The following is a 13,808-nucleotide window of genomic DNA, read 5'->3' as shown; positions in this document are numbered from 1 at the left end:
TGTAATGACCCACCACTTCCTGCACAGGTCACGCCGCTAACGCATATGCCTCAGCGGGTGTTTTCATCTTCAGCGCCTGATGGGGTCGCTGATGGTTGTAGAAGTGGATCCAGTCGCCAATCGTGCGCATCGCATGGGTCAGGCTTTCGAAGCGATGTCGGTGCACGCACTGCTCCTTCAAGGTGCGGATGACCCGCTCGACCATGCCGTTCTGCTGCGGGCAATGCGGCGTGATGAACTCTTGCTGCAAGCCATAGCTGCGGACCAGGTTGGTGTATTTTCGGCTGGTAAAAACCAAGCCGTTGTCCGACCGAAGAAGGAAGGGCGCGTTGACCTTGCCCAAGGTGCCGAAGCGGCTGATCAGGGCTTGCTCCAGCGCACCGGCGGCCGTGCTGGCCTTCCCACTGCGCGACAAATGCCAGCCAAGAAGTTCGCGGGTATGGCAATCGATGACCAACGCCAAGCTGAGCCAGCCGTCCTTGCCACCCCAGACCCGGCACAGATCCGTCGACCAGCGCTCGTCCGGCCGGGTGGCGACCGAGGGCAGTGCCTGGATACGTGGACGCTGGCCAATCGGCCGTTTGCGCACCTGCCAGCCCTTGAGCTGAAAGATGCGCTGGACCGTGTTCTTGTTCATGCCAAGCAGGCCTGCGACGGTCCGGTAGCCGAAGGACGGCTCCGCTTCGATGAGGGCTTTCACGGGTGCGGCGATCGCCTCCTGGATCTTCGGAGGCGCCTTGACCGAACGGTAATAGACCGTCCGCCTCGCCACGCCAAACCAGTGGCATAGCTTGACCATGGAGACCTCGAAACCATCGGCAAGCAATCCCTGCTGAAGGGAGACCATCAGGTCTCGTCCTTGCCCAGCAGGGAGCTCAATTTTTTTCGTGCACGCAGCTCCAGCATGGCTTCGCCGTAGGCTTCCTGGAGGTCCTTCAATTGACGCTCGTACTGTTCGCGGACGTCTTCTGGTTTGGCCCGCAAGGCGTTTTCCATGCCGCGTTTTGCATCCTCAACCCAGCCTTCGATTTCCGAAGGCGGCAGATCAAACTGGCGACTGGCTTCGGATATGGACGTCTTGCCCTGGATCACTTCCAGGACCAATGCCGACTTGCGGCGGGCCGTCCAGCGCTTAATTTCTTCTTCCATCACGATGCTCATGGGGGTGCTCCCTTGGGAAAGTAACACCTGAGCAGGATTTCAGTGGGTCATTACACATCCAAAGAAACGGTAGCCGTCTCATACAGGCATCTGGAGGCGGCTCTTGTGGGTGGAATTCCCCGCTCGATGAGGCAGATTTCTCGGTCGCATACATTTTCATCAAAAATCAGAATATTCGTATGTATTACGGATAAATCTCTACCTACCCTTGCACCTCATCTAATGCGGCGACCTCTAGGCCGCCTCACGAGGGAGAGTTCTGTGGTGGAGAGAAGCAAAGGATTGCGGTTTACAGGTCGCATCGCTGCATGCGCCATGTTGAGTGCATCGATATTTACGGGCGTCGGTAGATCCGCCTCTTCGACGACGGCTGATATCGCCGCCTACAAAGACGGCTATTGGGTTTATCTGGAAGACGGAGCTTTTCATTATAGGGAAGTTGCGGATGCTGCGACGTCAGCCGTGGAATTTAGATGTCGGCATCCTCAGGGCTATTTGTCCGGTTCTAATCACCGAAACTGCACGGTGTCTTCGATCAACGTTGAGAATCACTCTGCTTCAAATGATGGCAGTGGTCTCGATGAATACGATCTGGTTTGGATTACAATGCGCTACGAAACCGATCAGCATCCTGAAGGGGTGTTTCAGTCCAATTATTGGGGAGCTCACGCTGTTCGGTCTTGCCCATCTGGATATGCGATGTGGACAGCTGGCACCGGGATTGTTCCTAACAGGACCGTCGCTTCGCGACAATATGCGCGCTGAACGCCTCGCCAGAATCTTCCTTCCGATCGGCTGCTCAGCGCGAACACCGGAACATCAAACCTCTCCTGTCGCCTGGACGATGCGCTCTTAGTCGTTAATCCGATACATGCAGGAACATCGAGCAAGGTCGAGATGGCGTCAGATCTGATACTCCCTTCATCATTGCTACGTTTTGACCGAATCTATAATAGCGGCGCCGTTTCACCCACCCAGAGGAGTCTCGAGAGTTGGAAGATCGCTCCCCCTCTAGGACGACTAGGAGCCCGATGGAGGCATACATACGACCGGTCCTTGGAGCGCACCCGCTATTACGATTCGGAGGCGAAACAGTATGGCCTTGCAATGCAGGCTCGTCGGTCTGACGGATCCATCAGGGTATTCGAGCTACGAGGCGGCCAATATATAGCGGCGCGTGGTGACCTGGGCGCGCTTCTTGAGACTGCGGAAGGGTGGGAATTCACAGAAAATGACGGATCCAAAGAAACCTACGACAAAGGTGGCCGGTTGAGATCCATTGCCAATCGGTCAGGCGAAAAGGTCAGTCTTCATTACGGTGATGAGTTGGATGGGTCGCCACTCGCATTGGTCGTCGATTCGAAAGGAAGATCAATCAGTCTGATTTATGATGAGGCAGGGCGAATTTCAGAGCTACAGGCACCTGATGGCGCTACGACCAGATTTGAGTACGCTGGTGACGGGCCGAATGGACAGCTTTCTTCCGTAATTAAACCGGATGGGTCTAAGCTGACATATCTGTACGACGAGCCGTCGTATGTAGTGTATGCCAATCGGTTCCTGACGGGAGTTATCGGGCCCGATGGACGTCGCTGGGCGACATTTTCATATGATTTCAATGGGCATGCGACGCGAACGACGCACGCTGGCGGGGCAGGCCTCGCCGTGGTCGAAGCAGGGCTGTCCGGTTCATCATCCAGCACCATAGCCGGTGGTGGAACCACCTCCTACCTATTCGCGGATGTCGCGGGACAGCCGCGCTTGACGCAGTTGACGACGCCAGCTGTGGCGGGCAGGACGCGAGCATCCCTATCAGTGACCTACAACGATGACGGAACACCTGCGACGGTCAAGGATCTCGATGGTTCGGTTACGACATACGCTTACGATCCGAAGACGCACCTAGAGACTGCCCGTGTGGAGGGCTTCGGCTCGTTGGTCGCGCGGACGATACGAACGGCATGGGATCCTGGCTTGCGATTGCCTGTTCGTATCGAGGCGCCCGGGATGTGGGAGGAGATGCGATACAACGGCGATGGGCAACTTCTTGAATATCGTAAAGGTAGCGCTGACGACTCGTCTTCGGCGGATGGAGAAAGGACTACTCGCTTTGCGTACCGCGGCGACGGCTCGATACTTAGCGTTGATGGACCGCGTGAAGGGGATGATGACACTTACAGGTTCGAATATTTCGAGGTCGACGCGCCTGGCCGCACGAATGATCCGAAAAACTGCACTTGGCGTGCGGGTGACATGAAGTCGGTCACGAGCCCGTTAGGGAATGTGCGACAGGTGCTCGCTTACGATGGCGCTGGTCGCGCGCTGTCTGTCTTGGACGAAAATGACGTACGTATCGATATCACCTATGACATTCTAGGTAGGATTACTTCCAAGTCCCGAGAATCAGGCGGTTCCTCGAATGATCCCAAGGCAGGCGTCGGCTATTCGTACGACGTAGCAGGTAACCTCGCGGAGATCGTTGACGCTGACAACGTGAAAACGAAGCTCGTCTACGACGACGCTAGGCGCCTTACGAGTATCGAATTGGCGAACGGTAGCCGCGTCGTTTACCAGCTTGATGCGCGCGGACTTAAGACGAAAGAGACAGTCTTTGACGCGAATGCAGAGATCGTCGGGGATCGATCGAGGATATTCGATGCACTCGGGCGCGTTCGCACGAAGGTCGATGCGAAGGCGCAAAAAACCGAGTTTACCTACGACGCGGCGGGCAGGCTTGCGAGTTGGAGAGACCCATTAGGTAGAGTCGTAACACGAACTTATGACGCGCTCGGAAGGCTCTCTAGGCAGGTGGCCGACCCCTCCGACAGTGCTTCTGGACTAAGCCTCGCATACGACGGTCTGGATAGGCTTTCGTCGTTTACGGACCCCAAGGGCCTGGAGACGATCTACCTACGGAACGGTCTCGGTGACTTGCTCCGTGAATCGAGTCCAGATTCTGGCGAATCGACGTTTGTTCACGATAATACGGGCGCGCTTCTTCGCAAGGGAACTGCCGATGGGCACAGCATGTTGCATAGGTACGATATCGAAGGGCGGCTAGTCGGCATCACGATGGATGGCTCTGTCTCAAAGACGTTCGACTATCACTCACCGCCAGCTTATTGCGGTGTCGATGAGAGGCATTCGGTAGGTCGGCTCGCGACTGCTACCGATGGTCTTGGCCATACCTCATATTGTTACAACGCTGCAGGACAGATTACGCGAAAGGTTCAAAGTGTTCGTGGACGAGATTTCTCAATACGGTATGCCTATTCGCCGGCCGGTCGCCTCAGGGCGATAACCTATCCCGATGGATCCACAGTCTCCTATGATCGGGATGCTTCCGGCAACGTCGTGAAGGTTTCGCTGAATGATTCAGTACGGCGATTTCCCCATATTGACTGGCGTGCGTTGGAATGCGCTAGGAAAACCTCTTGAGTGGAGTTTTATGCCTGGAAGGAGAGTGATTCGCGAGTACGATTTGAATGGTAGAACGACGTCTATCCGATCGATAGGCACTAGCGGCCTTGATCTACGTTACGAGTATGATGCCGCAGGGCAGTTGGTGAGGACGCGTGATCGTGATGCCGAAGTTCAATGGAAATACGATCGTCTCGGACGCTTGGTCGAATCCAGTGATATCGCAGGGCCCGTCCAGAAGTATGCATACGATCTCACGGGAAATCGAACATCATTCACCGATGCCGCTGGGGTCCTTTCGTACGAATACCCCGTCGCCAGCCATCGACTCGTGCGTGCTGGGGATAGCGCGAGAGAATACGATGCATCAGGTCGTACTTCTACCGCCGGGGATGCACGGTTCACTTATAACGCTGACGGTCAAGTCGAAGACGCGTATGTTGGTGGGAAGCTAGTTGCTTCGTACGGTTACAACTCATGGGGTGAGCGCGTCTTAACCCGCCGGGGTTCGACTGAAACGATCACGGTCTATGACGAGAACGGTCACTGGATAGGCGACTACGCGCCAGATGGAAGGGCCCTTCGTCAGATCATCTGGATGGGTGATCATCCAGTAACGATTATGGATGGGACAAGGCTATACGCGATCGAGACTGATCATGCAGGTACGCCTCGCTCTGTCTACGACCGCCTACTTCGAAAAACGGTGTGGAGTTGGCCGGCGTCCGGGGAGGCGTTTGGCATGGATTCGCCGAACGAAGACCCCGACGGCGATGGGATTTCGTTCTCGCTCGATATGCGTTTTCCTGGGCAGCGATACGACGGATCCACTGGAGTCACTTACAATCACCTGCGCGACTACGATGCAAGCACGGGGAGATATCTCCAAAGCGATCCCCTCGGGGTTATGGGAGGTGCGAGCACCTATTCATACGCCTATGGTAGCCCGCTGGCGGGTAGTGATCCTCACGGGTTGCTGGTCAAGGCGACGTATTCGATTTCGGATAATGAGCTGACGGTTGAGGACCTGGATCACCCTGGCCGGATGTATTCGGTAGATGCGAGTTCTGGCGGAACGTTTGTTCGGTCCGGGTGGTTTGATGGCCGTCCCGAGCAACAGATTCCGGTCGGCCAGTATCAAATTCTCTCCCACAGGAGAGATGACTGGTTTCGTCTGGATCCTGTTGACGAGTTTCTCATGGATGATGTTCACCAGCCCTCGGGTCGACAGGCATTCAGGCTTCATCCGGGAACGAATAGCGTGGGGTGCATAACCGTGAATTCGCTTTCTCCGGAAGCTCTTTTTTATGGGGATGTCGTTGCGCCGATGATTCGAAACACATCCAGCGTTCAAATGACAGATTATTCTTCCAGGTCACTCATCCCAGGCGCTTTTCCGATACGTTACGGTGGCCCGGTTGAGACGCCAATCGACTATCTGGGAACTCTGGAGGTGAAGCCGTGAGGCAGGATGGCGCGATGGCATTCATTGGGACGGCGGCACTGTGGTTTACGCACGCGCTAGCGTTATTGGCTGTCGCCGTGTACGTGCTTTTTGTTGTCGCTAACTGGTTCGGTGCCTCGACAGCGTACTGGAAGGGCGCGCCGGCCGAGTACGGATGGCAAGCATGCGTTGTCCTCTATGTTCTTCCGATTTTTGGCCTCGCATTGATAAATGCAGTCAGATCCTACTTTCCGAGCTTAGTCGACAGTCGCGTCGCATCGCTCGTTAACTGGTTCGGGTCGCTTGGTGTGGCGTCGGCTGCCGTGTTGGTCTCGCTGCCGATTGCGTCCGTGAACGTGAGCTTCGGACATTGATGTCGCAAGCTGCGAATAATGTGTCCGGATACTCGCCTGGTTTGCATCGAGTCTGGTGAATCAGCCGCGCGTCATGACTAGTCGGTGGGAGCCAACTTTGTCGGCGGTGGGACCTTGCGGCAAGCGTCCCAGTCGCCAACAGGGTTGGCTCCCACCAGAGCCGGCAATTCTCCCGCCACAGCCGGTAATTCTTCCACCATAGCGGGTAATTCTGCCACCGGAGAAGGACTCTTTACCGGCGTCGGGATCTCGCCTCCATCCACTCGTAGACCACGGGCAAGAGCACCAGCGTCAGCAGCGTCGAGGTGATCAGCCCGCCGGCAACGACGGTAGCCAGAGGTCGCTGGGTCTCGGCGCCGACGCCGCTGGACAGCAACATCGGTAGCAACCCCAGGATCGCTACGGTGGCGGTCATCAGCACGGGGCGCAGACGTAACGTGCTCCCTCGAAGCACGGCGTCGCGAAGGTCACCACCGGCGTCACGCTGCCGGTCCAGAAAGCTGACCAGCACGATCCCGTTGAGCATGGCCACGCCGAACACCGCGATGAAGCCGACCGCCGAAGGTACGGACAGATACTGCCCGGTGATGAACAAGCCGATGACGCCGCCGATGACCGCGAACGGCACGTTGGCAAGAATCAGCGCCGCATGCCGGAACGAGCTGAACGCGGTGTAGAGCAGCACGAAGATGCAGAAGATCGTCAGCGGCACGATCAGTGCCAGACGCTTCATGGCCCGTTGCTGATTTTCGAACGCGCCGCCCCACTCGGTGTAATAGCCTGTCGGCAGGGTGAGTTCCGAGGCCAGCCGTGCCTCCGCCTCACGCACGAACCCGTCGATATCCCGGCCGCGTACATCCAGTCCGATGACGGCGAAGCGTTGCAGCGCCTCGCGGCGGATGAACGAATACCCCTCGGCCTGGGTGACGCGGGCGACCTGGGACAACTGCACCAGCGCGCCGGTCGGCGTGCGTAGCGGAATGCGCCCGATCGTTCCCGGCGAGGCCTTGCTGGCGTCGTCCAGTCGCACCGCGATGTCGAAACGGCGTACACCGTCGATAAGGCTGCTGACGGGTTCGCCACCGATACCGTTGCGAACCACGGTGAGTACATCGTCGGCATTGAGTCCGTAGCGAGCCAGGGCGGTGCGGTCGACCTCGATGCGCAGCTGCGGTTTGCCGAGGTTGGCTTCGAGCGCCAGGTCGGTTGCGCCCGGTACCGTCGCCAGTACGTCGCGCGCCCGGGCACTGAGCCGGTCGAGTGTGGCCAGATCGTCACCGTAGATCTTCAGCGCAAGGGTGGCGCGGACGCCGGAAATCAGCTCTTCGATGCGCATCTGGATGGGCTGGGTGTAGCTGACGACCGCGGTAGGCAGCGCGTCGGTCAGCTCCTGCTGCATCGCCGCCTCGATGGACTCGAGCGTCTGGCCGTCGCGCCATGCCGACGCGGGCTTGAGCGGGGTGTAGACCTCCATGTAGTTCACGTCCGCGGTTTCGCCTTTCTCGGCGCGTCCGATCATGGCCAGCGTCGTTTCGACCTCGGGTACGTTGGCCTTGATCCGCTCGGCAACCTGACGCGAAAGGTCGATCGACTCCTCGAGAGAGGAAGAAGGGATCGACGTGATCCGCCACATGATGGCGCCCTCGCGCAGGTTGGGCATGAACTCCTTGCCGAGGAAGGGGATAAGGGCGAATGTGCCCAGAAGCACGACCACGGCGCCGCCCAGGACGATGCGCCGGTGGTCGAGCGACCAGTGCAGCAGACGCCCGTAGCGGCTCTTGAGCCAGCCGACGAGCCTCGTATCCCGCTCCGGTCCCGGCTTCAGAAGCAGAGCGGCGAGGACGGGGACCAGCGTCAGGGCGAGCACCAGCGAGCCCGCCATGGCGAAGCCGATGTTGAACGCCATCGGACGAAACATTTTTCCTTCCAGGCCCTGCAGCCCGAACAGCGGAAGAAAAACCACGATGATGATGAGGATCGCGAAGGCGACCGGTGTCGCCACTTCGCGAGCGGCCTGCAGCACGGCGGCGCCCCGGTCCACCGTGTCGCCTTGCGCGGCACGCTCGCCCATGATGCGGTGAGCGTTCTCCACCATGACCACCGCGCCGTCCACCATCATGCCGATACCGATGGCCAGCCCCGCGAGCGACATGAGGTTGGCGGACAATCCCCACCGTTCCATGCCGATGAAGGCGATCAGCATCGCCAGGGGCAGGGTCGCAACGACGATCAGGGCGCTTCGCAGCTCGCCCAGAAAGAGAAACAGCACGACGGCGACCAGCAGGGCGCCTTCCAGCAAGGCGCGCGATGCCGTACTGACCGCCGCGTCCACGAGATCCGTGCGCTCGTAGACCGGTTTGACGACGGTGCCGGGAGGCAGCGCGCGACGCACCGTATCGAGCTTCGCCTTGACGGCGTCGACCACGCTCTTCGCGTTTTCGTCGATGCGCGCCAGTGCCTGGCCCAGGACGACCTCCTTGCCATCGCGCGTGACCGCGCCGGTCCGGAGTGCGCCTGCCTCCACGACGGACGCCACGTCACGGATGTACACCGGTGTGCCATCGTCGCTCTTCAACACGATGGAGCCGATGTCCTCCGCGTTGCGCAGCAAACCGACGCCTCGCACGAGGTATTGCTCCCGGCCGATGTCGATCGCGTTGCCGCCGACCTGTGCATTGTTCGATTCGACGGCCTGCATCACGTCCCTGAGTGCGAGTCGGTGCGCGACCAGGCGCATCGGATCGACGCGGACCTGAAACTGTCGCTCCTGCCCACCCCACGATGTCACGTCGTCGACACCGGGTGCCGTGCGCAGCACCAGGCGGACGGTCCAGTCCTGCAACGCACGGAGGTCCATGTCGGATGCGCTGCCGTCGTCGGTCTCGACGGTGTACCAGAAGACCTGTCCCAGGCCCGAGGTATTCGGACCCATCTCGGGCTTGCCATAGCCCTCGGGTAAACGTGCGGCGACCTGTTGCAGCCGTTCGTTCACGAGCTGGCGAGCGAAGTAGATGTCGGTGTCGTCATCGAAGTAGACGGCGACGTACGACAGCCCGAACAGACTCACCGAACGGATGGTTTCCACGCGGGGCAATCCGGCGAGGGCCGCTTCCACGGGGGTGGTCAGCAGGCGCTCCACGTCCTCGGCGGCGAGTCCGGAGGCCTCGGTGTAGACGTTGACCTGCACCGGCGTGACATCGGGGAAGGCATCGATGGGGAGCCGCTTCAGTGAGGCGACGCCAAGGGCGGCGATCGTCAGAACGCCCAGGATCACCAGCAGTTTGTAACGGAGGGAGAGTTCGACGAGACGGACGAGCATCAGTCGTCTCCCAGCTGCGAGCGCAGGAGGCGTGCTTTCAGGGCGAAGGCGCCTTTGCTGACGTAAGCGGCTCCCGCGGTCAGGCCACGGCGCACGACGGTCCAGCCGTCGCGTGTTTCGCCGACGTCCACCGCCATGGGCTCGAACGTTCCGGCCTCCTTGCCGCGCACGAACACCGTCGGTTCGTTTTTCAGCAGCACCACGGCTTCCGCGGGCACGGCGAGAACGCTGGCGGTCGCCGAAGTGGCGATACGCGTTTCCACGAGTTCCCCCGGGTGGAGCAGGTCGTCACGGTTGTCGACACGAAGGCGCACGCTGGTGGTGCGTGTTGCCTCGTCGGTCCGATGCGCGCGCTGGATGACGCTGCCGGGCCGTTCCGTTCCGTGCGCGACGATGGTAGCGGCCGCGCCGGGCCGTATCGCATCCGCGGCCGCGGGCGGGAGACGCGCTTCGACCCAGACGGTGTCCTCGGTGACCAGCGTGAACAGCGGTTTTCCCGCTTCGATGCGCTCGCCCACGAGGAAGTCGTCGGTCGTAATACGGCCCGCCTTCGGTGCGATGAGCTCGAACTGGCCGTCCGCGGCCGCTGAACCCCGCGCGACGATACGAGCGATCTGTCCTTCGGTCAGTCCGTAGGCACGTAACGCGGCGCGCGCCTGGTCCCGGGCGATCTTCGCTTCGCCGTAGCGACGCCCCGAAACGGCCTGGCGACCCAGCGCCGAAACGCGTGCCCAGTCCTGGCTGGCGACGATGAGGCGGCCCTGGGTTTCCGCCACCTCGATGCTCGACAACACGACCAGCGGGGTGCCGGCGGCGACAACGTCGCCGAGCTTCGCCTTTCGCTCGACGACCTGGACGGCGACGCGTGGCGAGACGATCAGGGTGGAATAGGCGTCGACCCTGACTTCGCCCGGGGCGGTGAGGGTGTCGGTCAGCTGGCGGGAGCGAAGCGTGTCGACGACGATGCCGGCATCGGCGATGGCCCGCGCGTCGAGTTTCAGCGGGTTTGCCGCTTCTTCGGCGCGTGCGGGTAAGAGGGACAGTGCCATCGCGAGCGCGAAAGCGGTCTTCAGAACGGGTCGATTCATGGGGTGGCATCCGTTGCGGGGCCGTCGATCCACTCGGGAAGACGGCCGGCGGCGGCGAGGTAATCGAACCAGGCCTGCCAGGTCTGCGCTTCCAGCGTGAGCGTGGACAGCGCGGTATCGAGGTTCTGCTTGAGCTGGACGAGGTAGTCGGAGGTGTCGAGTTCACCGGCCTGCCAGAGGCGTTCGAGTAGCGCGGCGCGCTCGCCCAGGGCTCCCGTTCGGGCTTTGCGCAGTGTTTCCGCGGTGCTTCGTAATACGCGATAGGTCATGGCGGTCTGACGTAGCGTCGCTTCCGCTTTCCATGCGGTCGCCTGTCGATCGGCGAGCGCGGCATCCGCTTCCGCCTGCGCCGCCATCACCTCGGCGCGGCCGGTGTTGCGCACCGGCAGCGGCATCGAGACGCTGATGCCGATGACCGGATCGCTGCGGCTACCGCTGCGGACCCGCCCGCCCGTGAGACTGATCGTGGGATCGGACAGTCGCGTGCGGCGGGCCACGGTGACGGCCGCATCGAGGCGTTGCTGCTCGGCACGGGCCTGCCGCAGTTCGAGGCGGTCGTCGAGGGCCTGTTCATCGATGCGATCGGGGCTGGCGGGCAGCGCTTCAGGTAGCGCAGGCCATCCGGCCGCCTGCCCGTCGTCTCGTTCGCCGCCGATAGCCGTCACCGAGGCCAGCGCCGCCGCGAGTTGCCCCTCGATAGCGGCTTGTTCGATGCGCGCCTCGGCCAGTGCCTGCGCGGCCAGATCCCGCTCCGGTGCGCTGATGTCACCGACACGCAGACGGTCCGCGGCGAGATGGTCGAAGCGTGTCATCGCCACGACGCGTTCCTCGCCAAGGCTGCGCTGCCGCCGTGCGAGTTCGGCCGAGGCCCACGCCTTGAGCCATTCGGCGGCGATATCGCGACGGCGCAGCGCGTAGGCGGCCTCGCTGACGCGTAAGGCGGCTTCGCTTTCGTCGACCCGGGCGCGTCGCTTGTCGCTCAGATCCAGCGACAGGCTGGCCGATGCCGTGCGGCGATCCACATCGGCGTTCTCGCCCTCGAGGGACAGCGTAGGGTTGTAGACGGGCTGCGCCGCGGCGCGGACACGGGCTTCGGCGGCGCGTCGCTGGGCGTCCGCCGCCTGGATGGCTGGGTTGTCGGCCCACAACGCGTGGATGCGGTCACGCACGGCGGGCGATGCGCGGTCGAGTGGCAGAGCGCTCGCGTGGCCCGCGGCGCACAGGCACACCCACGCGGCGCCGGAAAGCGCGATGCGTAGAGAAAACATGGATGGATCTCCGGAAAAACGGACGCGAATCGACGCGACCGCTCAGGCGGTCGGCATCGCACGGTGGCGTTCGTCAGGCGATCGGGGGGCGGAGCGGGGAGCGCTCGTAGGTCGGCGTCACACCGGTACGGAGCGTCGCGGTGATGTGTAGGTGCGGCACGCCGGCAAGCAGGGCGGGCATCGTCGAGGGTACGGCCACGTTATGGGCACAGCTGCAGTGGCAGCCGCCGCCTTCATTCAGAACGCAGGTATCGCCCGGTGCGGTGTCGCTGGTGGCGACGGCGGTCGTGGCACCCGCCGTGTCGACGGACGCGGACGTCGGTCCGTCGAGCAGGCAGAACGTGGCCATGGTCAGCTTGAACATCAGCATGGCCAGCGCGAGCACCCACACGCCGCGATGGCGGCGAAGTCGGGTGAACAGGCGGGGCGTGGCGAGATGCATGGGCTGCGATGCTACTGGACGGCGCGGCTGTTAGACAATTTCAGGCGTGGGGGCGGCCTGTTGGGCGGTGGCGTTGCCGGCCTGGGGGTCGCGCGCAGGCGCGCTCCTACACGGTGGTTGCGGCGGTCTCGTGGGCGACCGGCTGCTTGCCCGGCTTCGGCAGCTCGAAGTCGCGATAGCGGCCGGGGTCGCCGGCGAGGCCGGCTTCGGCGGCTTTGGCGATGTTGTACATCTCGCGGGCGGTGACGTAGTGGAGTACGTAGTGCACACCATCGTTGTAGACCGCCTCGAGGTGGTCGTGCATGGTATCGGCGGGAGCGCCGAGCAGCGTGTCCATGTCGCGTTCCTGGGTGCCGTGGGTGTGCACCTTGACGAAGACCCACTCGGGGCGGCCTTCGACGTGGATGCCCGTATCCACCCATTGATCGACACGCGAGGGCGTCGGTGGGCAGCCTTTGCGCACATCGGAGTTCTCGATACGCGGGATGACGCCGAAGCGCCGGTCTTTCCAGTTGAGGCCCAGCGGCCCCTGGATGATCAGCAGGTCGCCACTCGGTTTGCCGCCCACGCGCATCGGCACGCCGGTGTCGTGCGATTTGCAGCGCTGCGGGTCGTCGGTGGCGTAGTAGATCGCATTGGACATCCGCGTCTGCGTGTCGCTGGGGGCGGAGGGCAGGGTGAAGTCCGCGTAGCAACCCAGCTCGCGCAACAGGATCAGCTCGTTGTCGATGCCGCACCAGCGGCCATCGGCGCGCGAGTTGTCCAGGCACCAGTTACCGTGGATGAAGGCGAAGCGCAGCTGGCCGGTGACGGGATCGCGCGGCAAGGCATCGTGCCTGTCGTGCAGAAGCCGGTTGAAGCGGTCGATGGTGGCGACGAAGTTGGCTTCCGTGTCGTTGTCGTGATGCAGATGGATTTCGATCTCACCGTACCCGTCGGCACAAAGCGACTGCAGCTTGTCCAGGTGCTCCTCGACGTATTCCTCTTCCGGGTAGAAGAAACTGTGCTGTGGCACGCGGCCATCCGCGTCGCGGTGGCGCGCCGCCAGTGCGCGATAGTCGCTGCACCAGCGGTCTACGCGACGCCGCTGCGTATCGATGTCCACGCGGCCCCAGTTCGGCTCGAAATGGTCGACGAAGCAGAACAGCACGTGTTTCGGTCCTGCCACCTTCGGCGGCCTGCGCCGGGTCAGGTAGCCCCACAGCCAGTACTGCATGTTGCGTGCGCGGATGGCCACGGTGACCGCCGCGGCGACCAGCAGGAGCAGGACGAGCAGGGCGATGGCGATCACG

General features: G+C 61.8%; 10 protein-coding genes. 3 read left to right on the top strand and 7 right to left on the bottom strand.

Features of this window, described 5'->3' with window-relative positions; genetic code table 11:
* Nucleotides 1-28 precede the first annotated feature (28 nt).
* Together B5X73_RS12510 and B5X73_RS12505 are read right to left on the bottom strand one after the other, a co-directional pair.
* Nucleotides 29-847 (bottom strand): IS3 family transposase, encoded by an 819-nt coding sequence (locus B5X73_RS12510; protein WP_254857290.1) that lies wholly within the window; start codon nucleotides 845-847, stop codon nucleotides 29-31.
* Nucleotides 847-1,188 (bottom strand): DUF1153 domain-containing protein, encoded by a 342-nt coding sequence (locus B5X73_RS12505; protein WP_303048760.1) that lies wholly within the window; start codon nucleotides 1,186-1,188, stop codon nucleotides 847-849. Before B5X73_RS12505 ends, B5X73_RS12510 begins: the two co-directional genes overlap by 1 nt.
* Nucleotides 1,189-2,217: 1,029 nt before the next feature.
* Here B5X73_RS12505 and B5X73_RS12500 point away from each other — a divergent pair.
* From B5X73_RS12500 to B5X73_RS12490, 3 genes are read left to right on the top strand one after another with little or no spacing between them, the layout of a single operon-like run.
* Nucleotides 2,218-4,599 carry an RHS repeat protein gene (locus B5X73_RS12500; protein WP_176167831.1) on the top strand — a complete coding sequence of 794 codons (2,382 nt, stop codon included), beginning with the start codon at nucleotides 2,218-2,220 and terminating at the stop codon, nucleotides 4,597-4,599.
* On the top strand, nucleotides 4,532-6,046 hold the full coding sequence (locus B5X73_RS12495; protein ID WP_079521955.1) for an RHS repeat domain-containing protein: 1,515 nt from the start codon (nucleotides 4,532-4,534) through the stop codon (nucleotides 6,044-6,046). Before B5X73_RS12500 ends, B5X73_RS12495 begins: the two co-directional genes overlap by 68 nt.
* A 14-nt stretch (nucleotides 6,047-6,060) precedes the next feature.
* Nucleotides 6,061-6,399: a hypothetical protein gene (locus B5X73_RS12490; RefSeq protein WP_079521954.1), complete on the top strand. Its 339-nt coding sequence runs from the start codon at nucleotides 6,061-6,063 to the stop codon at nucleotides 6,397-6,399.
* Between the two features lie 232 nt (nucleotides 6,400-6,631).
* On the opposite strand, the gene B5X73_RS12485 is transcribed toward B5X73_RS12490, so the two are convergent.
* The 5 genes from B5X73_RS12485 to B5X73_RS12465 all read right to left on the bottom strand — a co-directional run bounded on the left by B5X73_RS12485 (nucleotide 6,632) and on the right by B5X73_RS12465 (nucleotide 13,807).
* Complete coding sequence (locus B5X73_RS12485; protein WP_079521953.1) at nucleotides 6,632-9,718, bottom strand: efflux RND transporter permease subunit; 3,087 nt, start codon at nucleotides 9,716-9,718, stop codon at nucleotides 6,632-6,634.
* The gene (locus B5X73_RS12480) at nucleotides 9,718-10,806 is read right to left on the bottom strand and encodes an efflux RND transporter periplasmic adaptor subunit (RefSeq protein WP_079521952.1); all 1,089 of its coding nucleotides are present in this window, start codon (nucleotides 10,804-10,806) and stop codon (nucleotides 9,718-9,720) included. Before B5X73_RS12480 ends, B5X73_RS12485 begins: the two co-directional genes overlap by 1 nt.
* The gene (locus B5X73_RS12475) at nucleotides 10,803-12,074 is read right to left on the bottom strand and encodes a TolC family protein (RefSeq protein WP_079521951.1); all 1,272 of its coding nucleotides are present in this window, start codon (nucleotides 12,072-12,074) and stop codon (nucleotides 10,803-10,805) included. The genes B5X73_RS12480 and B5X73_RS12475 overlap by 4 nt, the downstream gene beginning before the upstream one ends.
* Nucleotides 12,075-12,147: 73 nt before the next feature.
* Nucleotides 12,148-12,516, bottom strand: coding sequence for a hypothetical protein (locus B5X73_RS12470; RefSeq protein ID WP_079521950.1), 369 nt, complete (start codon nucleotides 12,514-12,516; stop codon nucleotides 12,148-12,150).
* A 106-nt stretch (nucleotides 12,517-12,622) separates the two neighbouring features.
* Nucleotides 12,623-13,807: a hypothetical protein gene (locus tag B5X73_RS12465; RefSeq protein WP_254857289.1), complete on the bottom strand. Its 1,185-nt coding sequence runs from the start codon at nucleotides 13,805-13,807 to the stop codon at nucleotides 12,623-12,625.
* Nucleotide 13,808 lies beyond the last annotated feature (1 nt).

The sequence above is a fragment of the Luteibacter sp. 22Crub2.1 genome (assembly GCF_900167995.1).
Taxonomy (GTDB): Bacteria; Pseudomonadota; Gammaproteobacteria; order Xanthomonadales; family Rhodanobacteraceae; genus Luteibacter; species Luteibacter mycovicinus.
The sequence above is the reverse complement of the archived record's forward strand: the minus strand, read 5'-3'. Positions and strand labels throughout refer to the sequence as shown.